Raw genomic sequence first — 22,840 nt, 5'->3', positions numbered from 1 at the left:
GGGTGGGGCGCCTGGCGGCGGCAACAGAAAATCAGTAACTGCACAAATTGGCGAACCCGTGACGCATCCGCCTGCAAGCAAACGCTGGATTATATAACGGTGTCAGGGACGCTCGTCCAATGACCGTGGCGGGGTTTTCGATGAGAGTGACGGCTGATTTGATCCACTTCATGCACGCTAGCGAAAACTAGGTACAATGTCGCCTCCTTGCGCTGCGCCCGTAGTTCAATGGATAGAATGAGAGTTTCCGAAGCTCTTGATACAGGTTCGATTCCTGTCGGGCGCGCCACAGCATCAAGGACTTACGTTTTTTGGGCCCGTTCTAGGCCCAAACCGCGCACAATTAGCGCGAGTTCTTTAGAGTCCTTTAGGCCTCTTGTCGGGCAAATGCTCCGCATATAGCGCTGCCATTTTTTGCCTTTTCCCGCTGGTTGGATTCGCCATCGATCCACTCGGGATAGACTCGAAAGAACATCTGCGCGTTCCCCCAAACTTGCCGAGCTGGCGTCATGACGTTGTTGAACGTCTTGGCCGCCATGCGAAACCCGCGCCGCCCTTTTCTTTCGTGGTCAGTCGACTTTGAGGTGGGTGCGTTCGACGTCGCGTCTCAGCCTGACGGAATCTGCGCTGACAGAGTCGCCGAAGGCTGCCGCGGTTTGGGGCGAAGCGACTTGCACCCCCATCTTGGCGTAGGCGTTAACCACCTTAGGCGATTTCAGAATGTCCTGCAGTGCACTGTGCAGACGCTCGCGCACTGCGGTGGGTGTGCCTTTGGGGGCAAAAAGGCCAGTCCAGATGTCGTAGTCGACGTCCTTCAGGGCCGGCACACTGGCAGCCACGGGAATGTCGGGGTTGCCGATGTCCGGGATTTTGCTGGTCACGGCAAGCGCCTTCATCTTGTTGGACGCGATGTGCGGCAGCATTGCGGGGAGGCCCAGCAGGGCGATGTCAATCTGATTTCCCATCAGGTCGACGCTGGCTTGCCCGGCTCCGCGATAAGGTACGGCAACCAGCTCGACACCGGCCTCTGCCTTGATCACTTCCATGACCAAGTGAAATAGAGAACCGCTACCAGGCACACCATACGAGAGTTGTCCGGGCCGCTTTCGGGCCAGTTCGAGAAGATCGGCGAGATTGTCGACGGGCAGATCGGGTTTGCCGACCAGGACCAGTCCGCTAGTGCCAATTTTTCCAATTGCATCGAAGTCGGTGGCCTGATACGCGGGATTCGGCGTTACGAGGGGCGCCAGTGCAATGCTCGAGGTAATACCGACGAGCAAGGTGTACCCGTCGGCGGGTGATTTGCTGACGCGTGCGGATCCAACCATTCCGTTGGCGCCCGCCACGTTCTCCACGATGACGGGCTGCTTCAAGCGTTGTGAGAGTTCCTCGGCCAACACGCGGCCGATGGGATCAAGCGAACCGCCTGGTGGGAAGGGGATGATCATGCGGATAGGCCGATCCGGATAGTCGCTGCTGGCGAACACCGGTGTAGCCGTGGCCATGGACAGGACGGCCAAGCTGAGGCGAGCGGCGCTGATGAGAGTCTTGAGGTTCATTGGATTGTCTCTATTGTTTTATAGGGAATCAGACGTGAGGTACGGCCCGTCGCAGCCAGGCAAGCACCACATCCGCGACCTGCAGGTTATTGCGGTCCATCATTGGGAAATGCGAATTGCCGCGCATACTGAGCCGCGGCAGGTCCAATGTATCGAGGCGGCCGCCTGCGCCCTGCATGGCTTGAGCCCAAGTGTCGAAGCTCTTGCGATATTCTTGCCATAGGGCACTGTGCGAAAAGAAGTCACCCCACACCGCACACACGGGCATGTCTTGCAGCGCGTGAAGATCTTGCGGGTCCGCTCCGCCGGCAGGCTCGATGAGCACCAACGCCTTGATTAAGCCGGGCGTGGCCTGCGCAACTTCTTGCGCCAGGCGGCCGCCTTCGCTATGAGCAATGACCACGCCTGGTCCTATCCGGCGCAGCAGCTCCGAGTACGCCTGGACGGCCAGTTGTCGATGTGCGGTCCAGCGCGGCACGAACTGGCGACCAAATTGCTCCATGTTTTCAGTTGGAAATAACTGGGATTCGTGCGGCCGCCATTGGCCGTGTTCGTCGCGGGAGCCTAGGCGGAATAGGTCCCAGGCTTGTTCCAGCGTGCGGGCCTCGGGCGTGCCCGCCGTGAAGGTGCCGGGTACGGGCCAGCCTGCGCGGCCCCGTTCGACCGCGTCGCAAAGCAGCGTGTCGAAGCCCCGTCGCATGAAATAGTCGTGCCAGCCCGCTCTGCCGTCGGGCGTGTCTTCCCACGTGCTGCCCGTCATGCCTCCTCCATGCCAGAAGTAAATGGGCCACGGCGTTGTGGGCACTGCCTGTTGGAAGTGCTGCACGTACATCTGGCCGAGCATGACCTGCCCGTTTGGGTCCGAGGCGCGAGCGGCAAGGCCTGGCACGGCGTTCAGTGTGGCGATCGGTTTGCCAGTGACCTCGACAGCGTGGCCGCCGACATGAAAGCCACGGATTGCCTTAAGTTGTAGAAGCGATGGAGTTGCCATGAAGAGCCAAAGTGACGCGGAGTGGCACCAAGTATCGTTGGCACGCTTATAAACATAAAATATCTATTTTCTATCTACCTATAATTTCCATTTATGGCTACGGATACTGAAGAAGCCCGCCTGGCACGCAGGTTGGACATCCCGCGCTTACTGGTTTTCATTGCTGTGTGCGAAGAAGGCAGCATCACTGGCGCCGCGCGTCGATTGCACCTGGCGCAGCCAGCGGTTACGGTGGCCATCGCCAAACTTGAACGTTTGCTCGACGCGCACTTGCTGAACCGCAGCCTGCGCGGTGTGACGCTGACGGACAGCGGAAAAGCCCTGCTTAGCCGCGCCTACGAGATCACAGGGTTGGCCAGGGCGGCGGTGGAAGAGATCAGCGGTATTGCGCGTGTGCCTGCCGGCGAGGTTACGGTGGGATTGCCTTCATCGTCGGCCGCGGTTCTTGCGTTGCCGCTCATTGATCGATTGTCGCAACGCTATCCCCAGATTCGATTGCGTTTGGTCGACAGCTTCTCCGGCTATCTGTGGCAATGGCTGGAAGTGGACGAATTGGACGTCGCCCTGGTGTTTGACCGCAGCTCGACCGCCTTCGTCGAGTGCGTGCCCATGGCCCAAGAAGACCTGCATCTCGTGGGACGTCCCGAATTGCTAAGCAGCAGTGCGGGCATATCACTTAAGAAGGCGGCGAGCTTTTCGTTGGCTTTGGCTTCCCGAAAGCATGGCATTCGGGCAGCTTTGGAGGACCACTTCGTCCGCCATGGTGTGCCGTTGACCGTGGCGCTGGACATTGATGCCGGACAGCATCTTGTGCGTTTGATAAAGAGCAGCGATTGGTGCAGTTTGCTCGCGCCTTGCGCAGTCGCCGAGGAATTGGCGCGAGGCGAGCTGGTAGCGAGGCGTCTGACTCCCGCGTTTTCGCGCACCGTCTGCCTTGCGCGCAGAAAGGCGAGCCGGGGCAATAGCGCTGTTGACGTCGTCATCCAGGAGTTGCGTGATCTGTCGAGGAGCTTGATTTCGGAGGGCGTTTGGGCGGCGCGGTGGCACGGATAGCCCGTAGCGTCCTGCGTCGCATAGCGTGCGACGAGGCTTCGCATCTTTCCATCTCTAGCTGATTAGCCGCGCCGTCTGGCAGCGCGGCATTGTCACGTCGTGGCGTTATCTTGCGTGACAGGCCCGCCGTCGCTTCAGACCTCGCCTTGCATCGCCGGCCGGGCCTTGACCGTGCTCAGCCAGGTATGCACATTCGGATGGGCGGCCACCGGCGCACCCAAAAAGGCGGTGTAGCCGACCACCGACGCCACCACCAGATCAGCCAGCGAGTACTTGTCGCCCACTATCCACGGCTGGCGCGTCAGATGCGCATCCAGCAACCCCAACAGCGAATCCAGGTCGGCGATGGCACGCTCGGCCTGGCGGGCATCGCGGCTTTGCTCGTCGCCGTGGGCGACGGCATACAGGCGCGAGATCACCGAGCCATACGTCACATAGGCCCACGTGCACCACGACATGGCGGCCAGCCGCTGCGAAGTGCCGGCTGCGGGCCACAAGCCTTGTTCGACGCCCCAACGCTCACCCAGCCACAAGTGGATGGCCAAGGCTTCGAACAGCGGCGCACCGTCCACGGTCAGCGTCGGCACCTTGCCATTGGGGTTCAAGGCAAGAAATTCCGGGCGGCGCTGCTCGCCGGCCCGGATATCCACCTTGACGCGTTCGTGCGGGACCTGCAGTTCGGCCAGGGCGCAGGCGATGGGCGAGGCGCTGGACTGGGGGTGCCAATAGAAAACGATAGACATGGACAAGCTCCGAATGGTGGGGGGAGTGCCGCGGCCCCATGGCCGCTGACGACGGACGAACTGTAGAATCCATTGCGGACAGTTTCCGCCCTTGATACGGGCTATCGTTGACCGATGCTCAGCTCCAGCAACCGCCTCCTGCGCCTGCTTTCCCTACTGCAGACCCGCCGCCATTGGGCTGGCGCCGATCTGGCGCAGACCCTGGCGGTGCATCCGCGCACGCTTCGCCGCGATATCGACCGGCTGCGCGAACTGGGCTACCCCATCCAGGCCAGCAGCGGTGTGGCGGGCGGCTACGCCTTTCGCGCGGGCAACGCCCTGCCGCCCCTGCTGCTGGACGACGACGAGGCGCTGACGGTGGCCATCACGCTGCGCACCGCCGCCACGGGCACGGTCGGCGGCGTGGAAGAAGCGGCGCTACGCGCGCTGGTCAAACTGGAGCAGGTGATGCCCACGCGCCTGCGCCACAAGCTGGACGCGCTGCGGTCGGCCATCGTGCCGCTGCCGCGCGGCGGCCCGGTGATCGATGCGGGGCGGTTGGCCGCGCTGGCCGCCGCCTGCCGCGACCAGTTGCGCGTCAACTTCGACTACTCGGACAGCCGCGGCCAGCCCAGCACGCGCCAAGTCGAGCCGCAGGGGCTGGCGCACACGGGGTACCGCTGGTATCTGGTGGCGTGGGATCCGGCGCGCGACGATTGGCGCACGTTCCGGCTTGACCGAATCGCGGGCGCGGTGGCGCTGGGCGCGCACTTCGCGCCGCGTCCGCCGCCCGAAGGCGGCGACCTGCGCGCCTATGTGATGCGGGCGGTGGGCCAGGCGCCCAACGCCGAAGAAGCCCGCATCGTGCTGCATGCGCCGCACGCGGTGATGGCCGCGCGCATTCCCGCGTCGGCCGGCCAGGTCGAGGCGTTGGACGATGGCCGCTGCCTGCTGCGTTGCACCGGCCAGTCGCTGGAGGCGTTGACGTATTGGCTGCTGGCGCTGGAAGTGGAGTTCGATGTGCTGGCGCCGGCGTCGCTGGCGCAGCGCTTTCAGGTCGCGGGCGAGCGGGTCGCCCGCATGCTGCAACGGCGCGATACCGCCACGCCGCAGCAGGCCGAGCGGCCGGAACCACCATAAGGATCCGCCACCTGAACCGCCTCAGGCTGGCTGTGCGTTTCGGCTCTTCGAATCGATCTCTGCCCCCGGCCCTATGCGATCAGGCCGACGCAGGCACATATTGCGCCAGCAGCGATCTGCCGTAGGGCGAAGCCAGGAAAAGAAAAGCGGCGATGTTGGCCGCTACGGTGATCCAGAACATCATACGGAAAGCCGGTTTTACCGACTTGTGCCGCAGCCATTCCTGCGCGACCAACGCACCCGGCCAGCCCCCCGCCAGCGCCAGGACATGCAACGTCTTTTCGGGCGTTCTTTGCCGATTGGCGCGTGCGGCCGCTTTATCGACGGCGTAAACGGTGAATGTCAGCGCGCTGAGCGCAAGGTAGCCCAGCCCCACGGCGAGCGGCACCCGCCATAGCAGGGCTGCCGATCCATACGCAAATACGAACGCCGCCAGCAGCAGCAAAGGGATACCAATTTTCCGCCTCGTGCGGCGCGCCGGGGGTCGTTGGATCGAGGTAGTCACCGCGCTATTCCGTCGCCAGGTAGGCCTGACCGCTGGGCTTCACGTGGGGCGCCAGGTCCGCAAACGGCAGCCGCGCAAGTGTGCCCAGGCAGATGCCCGATGCGTGGCCCACGCCGGATACCGACAGGCTTAGCGCGCCAGGCGCCTCGGCGCCCAAGGCCAGGTAATCCGGCCAGAGCGACGAGCAACCGTCCTTGGACGAGTCTTCGGTGCGGCCTTCGGCTTCGGCGGCGGCCAGCGTGCGCTGCGTGGCGGCGACGATTGCCAGAAGGGCCGGGCTTGCCTGGACGCGCCCGTCAGGACGCGAGACATAGGCGTCGAAGACGCGGTTCCAGTCCAGGGGTTCGCCGCGCAGTAGGTCGTAGGTGTAGGGCTCGAAATGATTGAAGGGGTGGGCGCCGCCGCAATCCAGGCTGCCGCGTTCGGTCACCGTCATCAGGGCGTGCGACAGCCAGGGCACGGCGATGGCTTCTTCGTCGTAATTGCCCAGCGTGCCGCTGTTCGGGATGTCGCTGGTGTAGGCCTGGGCCATGCACTGCAGCGCGGCGAGGCTTTTACGCCAGTGGCGCTGTTGCAGCAGATGGTTGACGCGCTGGACGACCTGTTCGTCGGGATGTCGGCTCAGGCGCGGATAGGAAAACTGGGTGCGCGGGTCGCGCCACATCCGATAGGCGACCGCGCCGTTGCCGATCTCTTCGCCGACGGGCTCGGCGTGTCCGGCCATTTTCAGGGTGTCGTAGGGGGCCGTTGCGGCGTCGATGTCCGGATAGGTCAGGACGCCGTTGCGGATGACGCCCGGCGCGGCGGGCTTGGCGTCGTATTCGGCGACGCGCCGAAGTGTGAAGCCGCGTTGCCTGCCGCTGCGCGCGTCAGTCCAGGTGCCGCGATAGCCCTGGGCGTCGCGCGTGCCTTGCCAGGTGGCCGCAGTGGGTGGCGCATCGGGTGGCGTGTTCGCGGAAGTCCGGTTGCTCGTCGCCTTCCAGTTCGGCGGCGGCTCGGCCAATGCCTGTTCGGTGCCTTGCAGGGGAATGTCGACGCCGGCCTTCGGATAGAAGTAGCGGCCGGTCAGCACGCCTTTTTCAGCCGCCTGGACGTCCAGTTCCATCACGACTTCGCCGGCGCCATCCAGGGTGCCGCTATAGACGATGCGCTGCGCAGCGTGGGCGGAGGGGGTGGCCAGCGCTGCCAGCGCCAGCGCGGCAGGAAGCAAACGGGTAAGGCGGGCCAAGCGGACAAGCAGAGGGGGCATCAAGATCACCGTCCGGGGCAGCGTCGCGAAATCGAACAAGGGGAGCGCCGCGTGAATATACCGGAGCCCCTGCGAATCTGCAGCCGCAGCGATACGGTGACGCGCCCGTTCATTGCTGAACGGGCGGCCAGGCATCAATCATCCAGCGACGGCACCGTGCCGATCTGCGTCAGGATGCGCGGCGATTCCATGTCGCCGGTTTCTTTATCGATCCACACTTCATAGGCCGCGACCCCCGCGAATTTGGAGGCCATGGAATTGGCGATTCGGATAGCCCCGAATTCGCTGCTGGCCGGACGGATTTCACCTGGCGCGACACCGTTGGCGGCGGCGCGATAGGGAACAACGATGTACTGAACAAGATGAGCGGCTTCGGACACAGGATTCTCCTGGACGACGGTTTTACGGGCGAGCGAAATGTATCACGTCGCACTGTGTTTTTGTACAGTATTTTTTGACGCTGCGCCAATAACATTTCGCAGACGGGAAAACCCCTAGCGCGTGGAGATTGCTGGATTTCGGCGGCGCCTCTATTATTTTCGAAAATATGACGATTTTTATAAATAGAGGCCAAGGGATGACATCGAACCGGTACGACGCCTATCGCGAAGACACCGTCGGGCGCGCCAATGTGGCCGACTCGCCGGAGCGCATTGCCTACTACCAAGCGCTGGCGGGCCTGGAGACGGGTGCGCTGTGGACGGTGGCGAACAAGATTGAACCCTGGGCGCCGCGGTCGGCGTCGGTGCCCGTCGTGTGGCGCTATCAAGCGCTGCGCGGCCATGTGCTGCGTTCCGCCGAACTGGTGTCGCCCGAAGAAGCGGGCCGGCGCGTCATCTATCTGAATAATCCCGGCCGGCGCGACGTGGCGGCCGCCGTGGGCTGGCTGTATTCGGGCCTGCAGGTGATGCAGCCCGGAGAACTGGCTTCGGCGCACAAACACTCGCATTCCGCGCTGCGGTTCATCATGGAAGGCCAGGGCGCCTACACCGTCGTCGACGGCCACAAGATGACGCTGGGCGCGAACGATTTCGTGTTGACGCCCAACGGCACCTGGCACGAGCACGGCGTGTCCGAGGACGGCACCACCTGTATCTGGCAGGACGGCCTGGACATCCCGCTGGTCAATGCCCTTGAGGCCGGTTTCTATGCCGTGCATCCCGACCTGAACCAGGCGGTGACCTACCCCGTGGACGACACCAGCGCGGCCTGGGGCCATGCCGCGTTGCGGCCGCAGGTGTCGGGTTGGACGAAGCCCTATTCGCCGCTGTTCAAGTACGAATGGGAGCCCACCTACGAGGCGCTGCGCCGCTATGCGCGCACGACCGCCGGCAGCCCTTACGACGGCATCCTGCTGGAATACGTGAACCCGGCGACCGGCGGCTCTGTTATGCCCACCATCGGCGCCAGCATGCAATTGCTGCGTCCCGGCGAACACACCAAGGCGCACCGACACACCGGCAGCTTTATCTATCAAGTCGCCAAGGGCAGCGGCTTTTCCATCATTGACGGCAAACGCTATGACTGGACGGAACGCGACATTTTCTGCGTCCCGTCCTGGGCCATCCACGAACACGCCAACCTGTCGGCGAACGACGACGCCTGCCTGTTCTGCTTCAACGACCTGCCGGTGATGCGGTCGCTGGCGCTCTACCGCGAAGAAGCGGTCAAGGAAAACGACGGCCATCAAGTGCTGATCTAGCGTCGCCCGACCCCTTTCGAATTTTCATCCGCCGCGCGGGCGTCGTTCCGCGCGCCTGGCTCAACTCGTCTTGAATCTATGGAGTTCCTATGCGATTGGTGACTTTTCGCGCTCATCCCACCGCCGCCGCACGGCTTGGCGCGCTGGCCGAGGGCTATGTGGTGGACCTGGCCCTGCTGGGCCGCGCCGGCGGCGTGGACTTGCCCGATGACATGCTGGCGTTTATCGACCTGGGCCCCGTGGCCGTCGCGCAGGCCAGCCGGCTGATGGAGTCGTACCGCGGCAATTGGCCCGTGGGCACGGCGCTGCCGCAGGAAAACGTGAAGCTGCTGGCGCCGATCCCGCGGCCGCGCAAGAACATTTTCGGCATCGGCCTGAACTATGTGGAGCACGTGGCGGAATCCAGCCGCACGCTGGACACTTCGGCCGACTTGCCCAAGCAGCCGGTGATCTTCTCCAAGCCGCCCACCACCGTCATCGGCCCGGGCGATGCCATCGAGCACAACGCCAAGATCACGCAGCAGCTGGACTGGGAAGTCGAGCTGGCCGTGATCATGGGCCGGCGTGCCTCGCGCGTGGCGGAGGCCGATGCGCTGGGGTACGTATTCGGCTACAGCGTCATGCTGGACATGAGCGCGCGCGACTGCCGCCGCGCCGGCCAGTGGATCTATTCGAAAGGCCAGGATACCTACGCGCCGTTCGGCCCCTGCATCGTCACCGCCGACGAAATTCCCGATCCTCAAGTGCTGGACCTGTGGCTGACGGTCAATGGCGAAAAGAAGCAGGGTTCCAACACGCGGCACATGCTGTTCAAGGTGCCGTTCCTGATTTCGGACATCAGCGCCGGCATTACGCTGGAGCCGGGCGACATCATTGCCACCGGCACGCCGGAGGGCGTGGGCGCGGGCCGCAAGCCGCAGGAATGGCTGTGGCCGGGCGATGTGGTGGTGGCGTGCGTGGAAGGCATCGGCACGCTGCGCCATCCGGTGGTGGCGGTCTAGCGCAACAGGCGATCGGGCCGGCCGTCAGGCGAGCAACGCTGTCTTCAAGGGGAAAAACATGATCAAGAAACAAAAAGTGGGCGGCGTGGCCGCTGCGTTGTCCGCCATGGTGGGCGCCATCGCCGCGATGGGGGCCGCGCAGGCCGCGGATCCCGTCAAGATCGGCTTCATCGCCACGTTGTCCACGCCGGCCGGGTACATCGGCGAAGATGAGCGCGACGCCTTCAACCTGGCGATCAAGCAAGGCGGCGGCAAGCTGGGCGGCGTGCCGGTGCAACTGGTTATCGAAGACGACGGCCTGAAGCCCGCCAACGCCAAGCAGGCTGCCGACCGCTTGCTGCAATCGGGCGTGAAGCTCTTTACTGGCGTGAACTTCTCGAACGTGCTGGCTGCCGTCGTGCCCAGCGTGGTGAAGTCGGGCGCGTTCTACGTGAGCCTGAACCCCGGGCCTTCGAATTTCGCTGGCGAAAAGTGCGATCCCAACTACTTCGTGGCGTCCTATCAAAATGACGCCTTCCATACGGCGGGCGGCGTGGCGGCCAACGAACTGGGCTACAAGCGCGTGGTGCTGCTGGCGCCCAACTACCAGGCCGGCCGCGACGCGATCGAAGGCTTCAAGCGCACTTACAAGGGCGAAGTGGTGGCCGAGATCTACACCAAGCTGGACCAGTCCGACTTTTCGGTGGAGCTGGCGCGGGTGCGTTCGCTGGCGCCCGAAGCCATCTACCAGTTCCATCCGGGCGGCACCGGCATCAACTTCGTCAAGCAGTACGCGGCGGCGGGCTTGAACAAGAGCATCCCGATGCTGATGCCCAGCTTCTCGATGGATGCGCGCATGATCCAGGCGACGGGCGACGCGTCGGCCGGGTCGTACACCACCGGCATCTGGTCGCAGGACTTCGATAATCCGCAGTCCAAGGCATTCGTGAAGGCGTTCAAGGAGGCCTATGGCCGCGTGCCGACGGACTACGCGATGCAGGCTTACGACACCGCCAACCTGATCGGCGCGGGCCTGAAGGCCACCGGCGGAGACCTGTCGAAGGCGGCGGAGTTCCGGGCGGCGCTGCGCAAGCCGGCCTTCACGTCCTTGCGCGGCACGTTCAGCATGAACACCAACCAGCATCCCATCCAGGATCTCTACCTGATGCGTATGGGGAAAGACAGCGACGGCACGTTGTCGCCGCATCTGGTGCGCAAGCTGGTGGCCGACGATAAGGACGCCTACGCTCAATTTTGCAAGATGCCATCATGACGCTTCTGTTCGAACAGTTGCTGAACGGCCTGCAGTTCGGCGCCATGCTCTTCATGCTGGCGGCCGGACTGACGCTGATCTTCGGGATCATGGGCGTCGTGAACCTGACCCACGGGTCCTTCTACATGGTGGGCGCGTATTGCGCGGCCTACGCCATCGGTACCACTGGTTCCTTCCTGGCGGGCGTGCTGGCCGCGTTGCTGGGCGCGGGCCTGTATGGCGTGTCGGTTGAAGTGCTGGTGATTCGCAAGCTGTATAAGCGCGACCACCTCTACCAGGTGTTGGCCACCTTTGGCCTGCTGCTGTTTTCGAACGAAGCGGTCAGCCTGATCTTCGGTCGGCGGCCGCCGCTGGTGAGTATCCCGTCGTTTCTCGAAGGCGCGGTGACGCTGGCGCCGGGGTTCCAATATCCGGTGATTCGTCTGTCGTTCATCGCGATCGGTGCGCTGGTGGCCATAGGCCTGTGGTGGCTGGTCAACCGCACGCGCATCGGCATGCTGATCCGTGCCGGCGCCGACGACCGCGAAATGGTGGACGCGCTGGGTGTGGATATCCGCAAGTTGTACACGCTGGTATTCGGCCTGGGCGCTTTGCTGTGCGGCCTGGCGGGCGTGATGGCCGCGCCGCTGCTGGCGGTCGAGATCGGCATGGGCGAACGCATCCTGATTACCACCTTCGTGGTCATCGTGATCGGCGGGGTCGGGTCGGTGCGCGGCGCGCTGGCGGGCGCCTTGCTGGTGGGCATGGTGGACAGCCTGGGGCGGGCCTTCCTGCCGCAGTTGTTGTCCACGGTGTTCTCGCCCGCCACGGCGGACCCGCTGGCGGCTGGCCTGGCGTCGGCCAGTATCTATGTACTGATGGCAATCGTGCTGATCGCCAAGCCGGGCGGCTTGTTTCCGGCGCGAGGATGATGATGGCAAAGACTCTTTCGAATCGCGCCCGCTGGGGCCTGGGCGGCCTGACCGTCCTGATTCTGCTGCCGGCCGCGGCGCTGGCGTCGGGTTCGCCGTTCCTGATCGGCGTGGTGACGCGCTTCCTGATTTATGGACTGGCCGCGGTCAGCCTGGACCTGGTGATCGGGTACGGCGCCATGGTCAGCTTCGGCCACGCCATGTTCTTCGGACTGGGCGGCTATGCGGTGGGCATCATCGCCTTTCATACCGCCGAGGCCGGACCGATCTTTGGTTGGGCGGGCAGCAATGCGGCGCTGGTGGTGTGGCCGATCGCGCTTGCCGTATGCGCGCTGGCTGGCTGGATCTTCGGCTATCTGGCGCTGCGCACGCGGGGCGTGCAGTTCATCATGATCACGCTGGCGTTCGGCCAGATGGTGTATTTCGTGCTGGTGTCGTTGCAGTTCTACGGCGGCGATGACGGGTTGATGATTCCCCAGCGCAACGTGCTGCCGGGCATCAATCTGGAAAGCCCGACGGTGTTCTATTACGTGTGCCTGGCGGTGCTGACGGCATGGACGCTGTTCTGCATCCGGGTCACCAACTCGCGTTTCGGCATGGTGCTGCAGGCACTGCGCCAAAGCGAACGGCGCGCGGTGAACCTGGGCGTGGCGCCAACCCCTTACCGGTTAAGCGCCTTTGTGCTGTCCGCGGTGGGCACGGGGCTTGCCGGCGTGCTGTGGGCCAACTATGCCGGGCTGGTGACGCCGGACATGGCGGCCTGGACCAAGTCGGGCGAATTGATGGCCATCGTGATCCTGGGCGGCGTGGGCACGCTGCTGGGGCCGATCGCGGGTGCGGCGGTGTTCCTGGGCCTGGAACAGATGCTATCGTCCCTGACCGAACACTGGTTGCTGTACATGGGGCCGATCCTGGTGCTGGTGGTGTTGTGGGGCCAGAAGGGCCTGTTTGGAAAATTGCTGGAGACCCGTCATGCCGACTGATGCAAGCACCAGCCTGCTGCGCCTGACGCAGCTGCGCAAAGCTTTTGACGCGGTGGTGGCCACCAACGGCGTGGACCTGGACGTGCAGGCGGGCGAGATCCACGCCATCATCGGCCCCAACGGCGCCGGCAAGTCCACGCTGATCGCGCAGATCTGCGGCGAGATCCGGCCAGACTCCGGCAGCATCCACCTGAACGGCCAGGACGTGACGGCGCTGCGCGCCTTCGAGCGCGCGCGCCTGGGCCTGGGCCGCTCGTTTCAGATCACCGAGCTTTGCCACGAATACACCGCGCTGGAAAACGTGATTCTGTCGCGCATGCTCAAGGGCGGACGGGCCTTCCAGGCCTGGACCAACCCGCGGCATGACGCGGCGCTGAAGGCCGATGCCATGCAGTGGCTGACGCATGTGGGCTTGCAAGACCGCCGCCATGTGCGGTCGGCGGACCTGGCGCACGGCGAAAAACGGCAGCTGGAGTTGGCCGTGGCGCTGGCGCGGTCGCCACGGCTGTTGCTGCTGGACGAGCCCATGGCCGGCATGGGGCCCGAAGAATCGGCCCGCATGACGCGGTTGCTGCAAGGCATGAAAGGCGACTACGGCATTTTGCTGGTCGAACACGATATGGATGCGGTCTTCGCCCTGGCCGACCGCATTAGCGTGCTGGTCTATGGCCGCGTGGTGTTCAGCGGCACGCCCGACGAGGTACGCCGCCATCCGGAGGTGCGCGCGGCCTATCTGGGAGAAGAAAATGTTGACGGTTGACGGGCTGACCGGCGGTTACGGTTCCAGCAAAGTGCTGTTCGGCATGTCGTTCGAGGCCAGCGAAGGCGAGGTCATTTCGCTGATCGGCCGCAACGGCATGGGCAAGACCACCACCATCAAGACGCTGATGGGCATGCTTCCCGCCACTGGCGGCGCCGTGCAGTTCCGCGGCCAAACGCTGGGCAAGGCCGCGCCCAGCACGATTGCGCGGCTGGGCGTGGGCCTGGTGCCGGAAGGGCGGCGCGTGTTCGGTTCGCTGTCAGTGCAGGAAAACCTGGTGGCGACGGCGCGTTCGGCCAAGGGCGGTTGGGACCTGGAACGCGTCTATGCGCTGTTTCCCCGCCTGAAGGAGCGCCGCGCGCAGTCGTCGCGCACCTTGTCCGGCGGGGAACAACAGATGCTGGTGGTGGGCCGCGCGCTGATGACCAACCCCAAGCTGCTGATCCTGGACGAAGCCACCGAAGGGCTGGCGCCGCTGATCCGCCAAGAGATATGGCGCTGTCTGCGGGCCTTGAAGGGCGAAGGGCAGACCATCCTGGTCATCGACAAGAACCTTCCCGAAATGGCCCTGCTTGTCGACCGCCACTACATCGTCGACAAGGGCCGGGTGGCGTGGTCGGGCAAGCCGGCCGAGCTGTCCGCGCAGCCAGAACTGGCGCAGCGCTATCTGGGGATATGACGCAGGTAGAATGACCCGCCCGCACGCGGGCCGGCGGGCAAGCCGCCGACATCTGGAGAGCATGTTGAAGCCAAGAATCAAAGCTTCCCGCCAGGACGACGCAGGATCGGACGGGAACGCTGAAGTAGAGGAAATCACGCTGTCCGAGCAGGTCTACCGCCTGCTGCGGCGCGACATCATGAGCGGCGCCTTCGCACCCGGCCAATCCCTGCGGCTGGAACTGCTTAAGCAGCGCTACGGCAGCAGTTTTTCTCCGATCCGCGAGGCGCTTAACCGCTTGCGCAGCGAGCGCATGGTCATCAACACCACGTCGCGCGGGTTCAGCATTGCACCCTTGTCGGTCGAGGAAATGTGGGATGCCTGTGAGACCCGCATCTTGATCGATTGCGATGCGCTGCGGCGTTCGCTGGCCAACGCCGACGACGCCTGGGAAGCGCGGTTGGTTGGCGCCTTCCACGCCTTGACGCTGGCCGCCCAGCGCGCAGGCGGCGCGCGCCCGCCTTCCGAGGCGCTGGAGGCACTGCTTGAGGCGCGGCACCTGGATTTCCACCATGCGCTGATTGGCGCGTGCCGGTCGCATTGGCTGCTGGACCTGTCCACGCAGCTCTACGCGCAAACCGAGCGTTACCGCCGTCCGGCGCGCGCAGGCGCCACGGCCTACGGACCCGAGCGCAATGTCGACGACGAGCATCGCCAGCTGCTGGACGCCGCGATCTCGCGCGACGTCGAAGGGTCGGTCGCCATGCTGGCGGCGCACTACCGCAAGACCGCGCAATTCATCGAACGCATCATTTCGCAGCCAGACACGCAGGCCCGCCATGCATGACACGGATATCGATCTTTTCTTCCCGACCATCGCTGAACGCGAAGTCCAATACAACGCGCGCGAATCGGTGCCGGATTTTGACGCTTGCGTGCGGCGTTATGCGGAGTCATCGGCGCGCGTGCGGGCGCGCCGCCCCGGCGTGCTGGATCTGCGCTACGGCATGGGCCACGACGAACGGCTGGATTTGTTCCTGCCCGCGGCCTCGCACGCGCCGGCGCCGCTTTTCGTGTTCATCCACGGCGGTTATTGGCGCGCGCAGCGCAAGGAAGACGCGCCCGTGATGGCCGAGGCGTTCAATGCCGCCGGCGCCGCCGTCGCGACGCTTGAATACACGTTGGTGCCCGAAGCGACGCTGGGCGAAGTGGTGCGCGAAGTGCGTTCCGCCGTGGCGTGGCTCTACCAGAACGTCGCTGCTTATGGGGTAGACCCCAACCGCCTGTATGTTGGCGGCAGTTCTGCCGGCGGCCATCTGGCCGGCATGCTGGCCGCGCCCGGCTGGCCCGCCCGGTATGGTGTGCCGGACGATGTGATCAAGGGCACGCTGGCGCTGAGCGGGTTGTTCGATTTGCGGCCGCTGTGCGACATCCTGCCCAATACCTGGTTGCGGCTGACGCCCGAACAGGCGGCCCACCAGAGCCCGATCTTCAATCTTCCCGAACGCGCCGGCCCGATGCTGCTGGCCGTGGGGGGATTGGAGACGCAGGGTTTCAAGAACCAGACCCAGGCGTTCGAGGCGGCCTGGAACGGGGCGGGCCTGGCGTCCACGCGCATCCCCACGCCGCACTGCAACCACTTCGATCTGGTGAACGAACTTGAGGACCCGGCCAGCGATCTGACCCGGGCCACGCTGGCGATGATGGGGGTGGCCGCGCGTTGACCCGGGCGGTGGGCCGATCGCGTAAAGTTGTGCCTCATGGCCGACCTGAAACTCCTTGAAGACCTGATCGCGTTGGCGCGCACCGGCAGTTTCGTGCGCGCCGCCGAGCTGCGTCACGTTACGCACCCTGCGTTCGGGCGGCGCATCCGCGCGCTTGAAGCCTGGGCAGGCGCGCCGCTGGTTGAACGGCAGCACCTGCCGGTCACCTTGACGCCGGAAGGCGAGGCGCTGCTGAAGACGGCCACTCAGGTGGTCGAGCAGATGGGGCTGGTGCGCCACCGCATCCGAAGTTCTGGCGCTGGCGGCGAAGCCGTGTTGCGCATCGCTACCGGGCGCAGCCTGGCCCGCACGCTGGTGGCGGACTGGATCGCCCGGCTGCGGCACCGCACGCCCAAGGTGCTGACCGAAGGCACGCAGGTGGAGCTATCCACCGGCAAGGCGCAGGACCTGGTGGTGCGGCTGGAGCAGGGCAAGGTGGATTTGCTGTGCTGCTACGAGCATCCGGCGCTGTCGGTGCCGCTCAGCCCGGCGCGCTATCGCTACATGACGTTGGCGACCGACAAGCTGGTGCCGGTCAGCCAGGTGGACGCGCGCGGCCGCGCCCGCTATGCCTTGCAGGACGGCGGCGCGCCGGTGCCGTTGATCACGTATACCGGCGGGCTGGCGATGGAGCGCATTGTTGGCGACCGCCTGGAGACCACGCCCTATGCGTTAACGCCGTTCGTGCGCAGCGATTCGCTGGACGCCGCGCATGGCGCCGTGGCCAAGGGCGTGGGCGTGGCGTGGCTACCGTGGTCCATGGTGGCGGCCGATTGCCGCCGGGGTGCGCTGGCCGCGCTGGGCGGGCGCAGCGAAGAAATTGCCTTCGAGGTGCGCCTGTACCGGCCGCGCGCGCGGCTGACGGACCTGGCGGAAGCCGCCTGGGAAGCCACCGCCAATCGCAAGGCCTGACGCGCAACCGCTATTTTCAAGCTGGATAAGCACGACGATGTGCCGTTTTGGCACGGATGGCGCAGGCGCGCCCCGCGAAAATACGGGGCTAAACCTCAAACGAGACGGCAACGCCGTCCACCCCCCAGCACCCCAAGGAAGAAAACATGACCTCCATTCTGCATCCGCTGCGTGCAGCGCTTGTTGCGCTCTGCGCCGCCTCGGCCCTTGCCGTTGCGCCCGCCGCGTCCGCCGCTGATTACCCCGCCCGCAGTGTTTCGCTGATCGTCGGCTACCCGGCCGGCGGCAGCCTCGACCTGACGGCGCGCCTGTTGGGTGAAGAACTGGGCAAGCGCCTGGGCCAGACCGTGGTGGTGGAAAACGTGGGCGGCGCCGGCGGCACGATCGGCGCCCAACGCGTGGCGCGCGCCGCGCCCGATGGCTATACGATTTTCCTGGGCTCCACCAATGAAATGGTGATCGCCCGCATGATCAACACCGCGGTCAAGTACGACAGCGCCAAGGACTTCACCCCGTTGGGGCTGGTGGCTTCGCAGCCGATGCTGTTGGCGGCCAGCAAGAATTCGGGCGTGAAGACCGCCGCCGATTACCTGAAGAAGCTGCGCGGCGCTGAACCCGGCACCTTCAACTACGGTTCGTCCGGCGTGGGCACCACGCTGCACCTGGCAGGCGAAATGATCAATCAGGCCACCGGCACGCGCGCCGAGCACGTGCCGTACCGCGGCGTGTCGCCGCTGGTCACGGACCTGATGAGCGGCCAGCTGGACTACGGCATGCTGGTGCTGTCCTCGGGGCTGCCGCAAGTGCGCAGCGGCAATATCGTGGCGCTGGGCCTGACCGAAAACAAGCGATCGCCGGCCGCGCCCGAGATCGCGCCGCTGGCCGCGACGCCGGGCTTCGAGTCGGTCGACATCAACCTGTGGTTCGCGCTGTACGGCCCGGCTGGCTTGCCCGAGCCCGTCGCCGCCAAACTGCGCGGCGTGCTGGATGAAACGCTGAAGTCGGACGCTTTCCGCGCCAAGATGCAGGAAGCCGGCGGCGAAGTGGCCAAACCGGGCGTCGACCTGGCCGCCTATCAAGCAGAAGAAACCAAGAAATACGGCGCCTTGGTCAAGGCGGCCAAGATCGAAGCGCAATAAGCCGGCTTCCGCCGTTTCAGGCTTTCATCCATTGCAATACCAGGCAGACAAGCGGACATCATCATGGAATTCAAGCTTCCCGTTCCCGACCTGAGCGCCGAGCGCGCCGGCAACACCGATACGCCGGGCGTCTGGCATTTTGATTCGGGCGTGCCGGGCCGGGCGCTCATGGTGTCCGCGCTGGTGCATGGCAATGAGTTGTGCGGCGCCTGGGCGCTGAAGGATCTGCTGGCCGCCGGCGTGAAGCCGCGCCGTGGCAGCTTGACGCTGGCCTTCTGCAACCTGGACGCCTTCGACCGGTTCGACCACGCCAACCACGACGCTTCGCGCTTCGTGGCCGAAGATATGAATCGCGTCTGGAGCGCCGAGCGCCTGGACAATCCCACCACGCCGGATCGCCAGCGTGGCGCGGCGCTGCGCCCATGGGTGCAGCGCGCGGATTGGCTGCTGGACTTGCATTCCATGCACGAGCCGGGCGCGCCCCTGCTGCTGACGGGCGTCCTGCCGCGCAACATTGCGCTGGCGCGCCGCCTGAAGGCGCCGCAACACGTCATCGTGGACGCGGGCCACAAGGACGGCGTGCGCATGCGCGACTTTGCGCAGTTCGGGGATGCCGCGCGCGAAGATGCGTGCGCCTTGCTGATCGAATGCGGGTTCCACGGCGAGCTGGCCTCGCGCAACGTGGCGCGCGACATGGTGGCCCGCATGCTGGTGGAATCCGGGGTGATCGATGCGGCCGACGTGCCCGCCGGTTGGCTGTTGCCCGATCCCGCCGCGCAGCGCGTGCTGGAAGTGACGAACGCGGTCGTCGCGCCGTCGATGGACCTGACCTTCTCAGAAGCCTGGACCGGCCTGGAAACACTGGAAAAGGCGGGGTCCGTGATCGGCTGGGCAGATGGCCAGCCGATCGTGACGCCCTACGACCATTGCACGCTGATCATGCCGTCACTGCGCCAGCTAAAGCCCGGCGTGACGGTGGTGCGCCTGGCACGCGACTACGCAGGCTGATTGCCTTATAGGGCTGATGGGTGCTCGTTGGGTTGATTGCCGCTTATCGCTCGTGATGGGGGCTTGTTGGGCGGATTGCCGCTTACCGCTCGTGATGGGTGCTCGTTGGGTCGATTGCCGCTCGTCGCTCGTGATGGATGCCCGTCGGGTTGATTACCGCTCGTCGCTCGTGATGGGTGCTCGTAGGATGGGTGTAGCGCGAGAGTCTTCATGCAAGGATTCAACAATCCAGCGCGCGCAACCCATCAAGCAGCCGATGCGTTGTGGCTGAACCGGCTAAACACTCACCGTTGCTCGATGGGTTGCGCGCGCTGAGCATTCAGGTGCTTGGCTCGGCACTCTCGCGCTACACCCATCCTACGGATAGCGCGTTCGACAGGACCGGTGCTATTTTTGCGGCGTGTAGCGCAGTTCGTCCAGTTGGTATCCCTGCGCCGTTGCGGCGGCCAGGGCCTTGTCCAGTTCCTCCTTGGGCAGTTGCGGCGAACGCGACAATATCCACAGGTATTTGCGATCGGGCGTGCCAACGACGGACCAGCGGTATTCCGGGTCCAGGCCGATCACCCAGTAATCGCCTTTGAACGGTTTGGCGAACGACACTTCAAGTTTGGCGTTGTTGCTGCCTTCCACGACGGTCGCGGTGCCGGATGCCGAATCGATATCGCCGTCTTTGGTGCGGCAGCGGTTGTTGACGCCCACGGTGCCGTCGGCGTGCACGGTGTATTCGGCCGTGGTGTCGCCCACGCAGTTGCGCTGGAAGAACATGGGGAAATTCGCGATTTCGTACCACATGCCGGCGTAACGCTTCAGGTCCACCGATTCCACGGTCTGCATGGCCGGCGGCGCGGCATGGGCGATTCCCGCCATGCTGGCAGCCAAGGCCAGCAAGAATGTTGCAGTGCGGCGCATGGAAAAAACCTCCTGATTGACTGACGTGGTTCGCGACGCCCTTCAAGCGGGCGCCGCGAACCCAAACCCTAACGATACGCCTATTTGCCGGGGGCCTTCAGCGCCTCGTGGTAGCGCGCGACGTAGGTGGCGAAATCCACCGTGTCCGATTGCTCGATGCGCTGCTGCTCCCGCGTGGACTGCGCCGCGGCTTGCTCATAGGCGGCCGCAAGATCCGGCGGCAGGGCTTGCGCGCGCAGCGTCTCGGCATGCTTACGGCTTTGCTGCAGCGAATAGTCATGGAACGACAGGCCACTGCGCTTGAGCGAGTCCAGCAGGCGTGCCGACGGCGTGGCGTCCGGCTGATCGAGCTTGGCGCGCTGCGCGTCCAGGGCCTCGGCGTAGGCGCTGCCGCCCAATGCGGAATCGAACAGCGCCGCATACGGCGCAATCTGATCCAGCAGTTCATGGCCCCACTGCGTCAGCGCAACCGGCTGGCCCTCGCGGTCCAGCTTCAGGCCGGGCTTGCGGCCTTCCTTGACCACCATCGAGAAGTTGTCGGCGCTGCGCTGGCAGTAGCCGTTGGCGGGGAAGAAGGGGCTGTCGGAGGCCGTGCAGAACAGCAGGAACGCGTCCACGAAACGGCTGGTGCTGGCGTCGATGCCCACGGGCGAATCCGGGTCGATGTCCAGGCAGCGCACTTCCACGTATTGCACGCCCCGTTCGGCCAGCGCCGTGATGGGGCGTTCGCAGCGGCCGGTGGCGCGCTTGGGGCGGATGCTGGAGTAGTACTCGTTTTCGATCTGCAGCACGTTGGTGTTCAGCTGGATCCACTCGCCGTTTCGGTGCGTGCCAAGCTTCTGGTAATCAGGCCAGGGCTGGGTCACGGCGTCGTAGAGGCGGCCCAGGAACGTGTCCAGGTCGTTGTAGCAAAGCTTCAGCTGCGATTGCGCCTTGTTCTGGTAGCCCAGGTCGCTCATGCGCAGGCTGGTGGCAAAGGGCAGATACAGCGTGTGGTCGCCCAGACGTTCCAGCGGGTGTTCGCGGCCCCGCAGGAAATCGCTGGCCAGCGCGGGCGCCGCGCCAAACAGGTACATCAGCAGCCAGGAGTAACGCGTGAAATTTCGGATTAGTCCGATATAGCCACGCGAACGGCGATCTTGCACCGAACCCGGCTGCGTATCCAGCACGGACCAGAGGTCTTCGGCCAATGAAAAGTTGTAGTGCACGCCGGCGATGCACTGCATCGTCTTGCCGTAGCGCTCTGCCAGCCCACGGCGGTACACGTGCTTGAGCATGCCGGTATTGGACGTGCCGTACCAGGCGATGGGGATGTCCGCTTCGTCGGGCAGGGTGGCGGGCATGGACTGGTTCCAGATCAGTTCATGGTCCAGCACGCTGTAGACGTGGCGGTGGGTATGGGTAAGTTCAGCCAGCAGCGCGTCCACATCCGTGTGCGTGCCGGTGATCAGTTCAAGCAGCGACTCGGAATAGTCGGTGGTGACGTGTTCGTTGGTCAGCGCTGAACCCAGGCCGGCCGGGTGCGGCGTGCGGGACAGGATGCCCTGTTCGTCCACGCGCAGGCCTTCTTTCTCGATGCCTCGCAGCGTCTGGGCCAGCAGCGAGCGGTTTGCCTCTAGGCGGGAGAGGCGGTTGGCGGCGGTATCAGTCACGGATTCTTCTCGTTGGGGTCTGTCGCCGGATTTTACGGGGTGCCGGCTTCCTGTGCCGAGGGAGCCAGTACTGGGCGCAGGGACAATGCCTGCGCCGTGCGGGCCAACCACTCGTCTAGATCAGCATAAACCGGATCGGAAATGGGAGCCGTTTCGTTGAAGATCTCGTGCCAGGCGGTGTCGTACCAGCGCAGCGTCAGCAATTCGGCGGGTGCGCGCTGGGCGAACTGGCGGCTGCCCTCGGCGGCGACGATGGAGTCGTCGCCTGCCACCATCAGCAGCGTGCGGCAGGGCAGCAGCCCGGCTTCGCGCAGGGCTTCCTGGCCGCCTTCGTCCACGAAGCGGGCCAGCCGGCCCGTCATGCGGCGCCGCACCAGCGGGTCGGAACGGTAGGCTTTCACCACGGCCCGGTCGTGCGAAATCCGGGCGGGCGCCAAGCCGTGGGGCACGCGCAGGTCGGGCGCGTGCAGGGACATCCAGGTAAGGGTGCGGCGCACCCACAGCGGCACGTTAACCACGAACGGCGGCGAGCTTAGGACCAGGGCGTCCAGCTCGGCCATGCGGCGTAGCGCGATCCGCACCGCCACCAGCGCGCCCAGGCTGTGGGCCAGCAGGATCGGCGGCCGGCCCTGGGCGCGGGTCCAGGCGTGCAGCCGGTCGACGGCGTCGGTGACGAGGTCTTCCTGGTGGCTCAGCGTGGCGGCCGCGCCGCCGGAGCGGCCGTGGCCACGATGGTCGTGCGCGCCCACGGCCCAGCCGCGGGCGGTCAGCCAGCGGGCCAACCGGTCATAGCGCCCGGCGTGTTCGCTAAGGCCGTGCATCAGGTAGATGCTGGGCGTGCCCGGGCCGGTGATCGGCGGCGGCACGTTCGGGGCGGCGGACCAGACATAATTGGCCAATAACGTGCCGTCAGGCGCGGGGGTCATGGAAATCGGCGACAATTTCTGGATTCCTTGAAATGGATAGACCGT

General features: G+C 65.0%; 23 protein-coding genes and 1 tRNA gene. 15 read left to right on the top strand and 9 right to left on the bottom strand.

The genetic code is table 11. The features are described 5' to 3' along the window. The first annotated feature begins 214 nt into the window (after positions 1-214). Positions 215-289: transfer RNA gene (locus ACI0FO_RS18190), tRNA-Arg, on the top strand. 280 nt (positions 290-569) lie between these two features. Here the strand turns inward: ACI0FO_RS18190 and ACI0FO_RS18185 are convergent. Continuing rightward, positions 570-1,559, bottom strand: a complete 990-nt coding sequence (locus ACI0FO_RS18185; protein WP_416028845.1) for a Bug family tripartite tricarboxylate transporter substrate binding protein — start codon at positions 1,557-1,559, stop codon at positions 570-572. Between the two features lie 28 nt (positions 1,560-1,587). Continuing rightward, a complete protein-coding gene (locus ACI0FO_RS18180) occupies positions 1,588-2,550 on the bottom strand; it encodes an esterase (RefSeq protein WP_416028843.1) in 963 nt (320 codons plus the stop codon). A gap of 93 nt (positions 2,551-2,643) precedes the next feature. On the opposite strand from ACI0FO_RS18180, the gene ACI0FO_RS18175 reads away from it, so the two are divergent. Continuing rightward, positions 2,644-3,603: a LysR family transcriptional regulator gene (locus ACI0FO_RS18175; RefSeq protein WP_416028841.1), complete on the top strand. Its 960-nt coding sequence runs from the start codon at positions 2,644-2,646 to the stop codon at positions 3,601-3,603. Positions 3,604-3,737: 134 nt separating this feature from the next. Here the strand turns inward: ACI0FO_RS18175 and ACI0FO_RS18170 are convergent, their stop codons facing one another. Then, complete coding sequence (locus tag ACI0FO_RS18170; RefSeq protein WP_416028839.1) at positions 3,738-4,346, bottom strand: glutathione S-transferase family protein; 609 nt, start codon at positions 4,344-4,346, stop codon at positions 3,738-3,740. Positions 4,347-4,460: 114 nt separating this feature from the next. Here ACI0FO_RS18170 and ACI0FO_RS18165 point away from each other — a divergent pair, with 114 nt between their 5' ends. Beyond that, positions 4,461-5,465 (top strand): helix-turn-helix transcriptional regulator, encoded by a 1,005-nt coding sequence (locus tag ACI0FO_RS18165; RefSeq protein WP_416028837.1) that lies wholly within the window; start codon positions 4,461-4,463, stop codon positions 5,463-5,465. Positions 5,466-5,544: 79 nt separating this feature from the next. On the opposite strand, the gene ACI0FO_RS18160 is transcribed toward ACI0FO_RS18165, so the two are convergent. The 3 genes from ACI0FO_RS18160 to ACI0FO_RS18150 all read right to left on the bottom strand — a co-directional run bounded on the left by ACI0FO_RS18160 (position 5,545) and on the right by ACI0FO_RS18150 (position 7,599). After that, a complete protein-coding gene (locus tag ACI0FO_RS18160; RefSeq protein ID WP_416028835.1) occupies positions 5,545-5,910 on the bottom strand; it encodes a DUF1294 domain-containing protein in 366 nt (121 codons plus the stop codon). A gap of 64 nt (positions 5,911-5,974) precedes the next feature. Next, positions 5,975-7,219 (bottom strand): hypothetical protein, encoded by a 1,245-nt coding sequence (locus tag ACI0FO_RS18155; RefSeq protein ID WP_416028833.1) that lies wholly within the window; start codon positions 7,217-7,219, stop codon positions 5,975-5,977. Positions 7,220-7,353: 134 nt separating this feature from the next. Further along, complete coding sequence (locus tag ACI0FO_RS18150; protein ID WP_006217094.1) at positions 7,354-7,599, bottom strand: hypothetical protein; 246 nt, start codon at positions 7,597-7,599, stop codon at positions 7,354-7,356. 197 nt (positions 7,600-7,796) lie between these two features. Here ACI0FO_RS18150 and ACI0FO_RS18145 point away from each other — a divergent pair, with 197 nt between their 5' ends. From ACI0FO_RS18145 to ACI0FO_RS18090, 12 genes are all read left to right on the top strand, one after another. Continuing rightward, the gene (locus tag ACI0FO_RS18145) at positions 7,797-8,921 is read left to right on the top strand and encodes a cupin domain-containing protein (protein WP_416028831.1); all 1,125 of its coding nucleotides are present in this window, start codon (positions 7,797-7,799) and stop codon (positions 8,919-8,921) included. 89 nt (positions 8,922-9,010) lie between these two features. Next, positions 9,011-9,922, top strand: a complete 912-nt coding sequence (locus ACI0FO_RS18140) for a fumarylacetoacetate hydrolase family protein (RefSeq protein WP_416028829.1) — start codon at positions 9,011-9,013, stop codon at positions 9,920-9,922. Positions 9,923-9,980: 58 nt separating this feature from the next. Further along, complete coding sequence (locus ACI0FO_RS18135) at positions 9,981-11,174, top strand: ABC transporter substrate-binding protein (protein WP_416028827.1); 1,194 nt, start codon at positions 9,981-9,983, stop codon at positions 11,172-11,174. After that, a complete protein-coding gene (locus tag ACI0FO_RS18130) occupies positions 11,171-12,085 on the top strand; it encodes a branched-chain amino acid ABC transporter permease (protein ID WP_416028825.1) in 915 nt (304 codons plus the stop codon). Before ACI0FO_RS18135 ends, ACI0FO_RS18130 begins: the two co-directional genes overlap by 4 nt. Continuing rightward, positions 12,082-13,068, top strand: a complete 987-nt coding sequence (locus tag ACI0FO_RS18125; RefSeq protein WP_416028823.1) for a branched-chain amino acid ABC transporter permease — start codon at positions 12,082-12,084, stop codon at positions 13,066-13,068. The genes ACI0FO_RS18130 and ACI0FO_RS18125 overlap by 4 nt, the downstream gene beginning before the upstream one ends. Then, positions 13,058-13,828, top strand: coding sequence for an ABC transporter ATP-binding protein (locus tag ACI0FO_RS18120; protein ID WP_416028821.1), 771 nt, complete (start codon positions 13,058-13,060; stop codon positions 13,826-13,828). Before ACI0FO_RS18125 ends, ACI0FO_RS18120 begins: the two co-directional genes overlap by 11 nt. Next, positions 13,815-14,507, top strand: a complete 693-nt coding sequence (locus ACI0FO_RS18115; protein ID WP_416028819.1) for an ABC transporter ATP-binding protein — start codon at positions 13,815-13,817, stop codon at positions 14,505-14,507. Before ACI0FO_RS18120 ends, ACI0FO_RS18115 begins: the two co-directional genes overlap by 14 nt. 64 nt (positions 14,508-14,571) lie before the next feature. Next, the gene (locus tag ACI0FO_RS18110; protein WP_416029279.1) at positions 14,572-15,333 is read left to right on the top strand and encodes a GntR family transcriptional regulator; all 762 of its coding nucleotides are present in this window, start codon (positions 14,572-14,574) and stop codon (positions 15,331-15,333) included. After that, positions 15,326-16,210 carry an alpha/beta hydrolase gene (locus ACI0FO_RS18105; protein ID WP_416028818.1) on the top strand — a complete coding sequence of 295 codons (885 nt, stop codon included), beginning with the start codon at positions 15,326-15,328 and terminating at the stop codon, positions 16,208-16,210. Before ACI0FO_RS18110 ends, ACI0FO_RS18105 begins: the two co-directional genes overlap by 8 nt. Positions 16,211-16,246: 36 nt before the next feature. Further along, on the top strand, positions 16,247-17,161 hold the full coding sequence (locus ACI0FO_RS18100; protein ID WP_105559498.1) for a LysR family transcriptional regulator: 915 nt from the start codon (positions 16,247-16,249) through the stop codon (positions 17,159-17,161). A gap of 146 nt (positions 17,162-17,307) precedes the next feature. After that, positions 17,308-18,300, top strand: a complete 993-nt coding sequence (locus tag ACI0FO_RS18095; RefSeq protein ID WP_416028815.1) for a Bug family tripartite tricarboxylate transporter substrate binding protein — start codon at positions 17,308-17,310, stop codon at positions 18,298-18,300. Positions 18,301-18,363: 63 nt separating this feature from the next. Further along, positions 18,364-19,308: a succinylglutamate desuccinylase/aspartoacylase family protein gene (locus ACI0FO_RS18090; protein ID WP_416028813.1), complete on the top strand. Its 945-nt coding sequence runs from the start codon at positions 18,364-18,366 to the stop codon at positions 19,306-19,308. Positions 19,309-19,695: 387 nt separating this feature from the next. Here ACI0FO_RS18090 and ACI0FO_RS18085 read toward each other — a convergent pair whose 3' ends face one another. The 3 genes from ACI0FO_RS18085 to ACI0FO_RS18075 all read right to left on the bottom strand — a co-directional run bounded on the left by ACI0FO_RS18085 (position 19,696) and on the right by ACI0FO_RS18075 (position 22,795). Continuing rightward, a complete protein-coding gene (locus ACI0FO_RS18085) occupies positions 19,696-20,217 on the bottom strand; it encodes a lipocalin family protein (RefSeq protein WP_416028811.1) in 522 nt (173 codons plus the stop codon). An 80-nt stretch (positions 20,218-20,297) separates the two neighbouring features. After that, complete coding sequence (gene gshA / locus ACI0FO_RS18080) at positions 20,298-21,869, bottom strand: glutamate--cysteine ligase (RefSeq protein ID WP_416028809.1); 1,572 nt, start codon at positions 21,867-21,869, stop codon at positions 20,298-20,300. A 32-nt stretch (positions 21,870-21,901) separates the two neighbouring features. Next, complete coding sequence (locus ACI0FO_RS18075; RefSeq protein ID WP_199196926.1) at positions 21,902-22,795, bottom strand: alpha/beta hydrolase; 894 nt, start codon at positions 22,793-22,795, stop codon at positions 21,902-21,904. Between the last annotated feature and the right edge of the window lie 45 nt (positions 22,796-22,840).

The sequence above is a fragment of the Achromobacter marplatensis genome (assembly GCF_049060505.1).
GTDB classification, from domain to species: Bacteria; Pseudomonadota; Gammaproteobacteria; order Burkholderiales; family Burkholderiaceae_B; genus Achromobacter; species Achromobacter marplatensis_A.
Note: the sequence above shows the minus strand (reverse complement) of the source record. Positions and strands in the feature narration are given on the sequence as shown.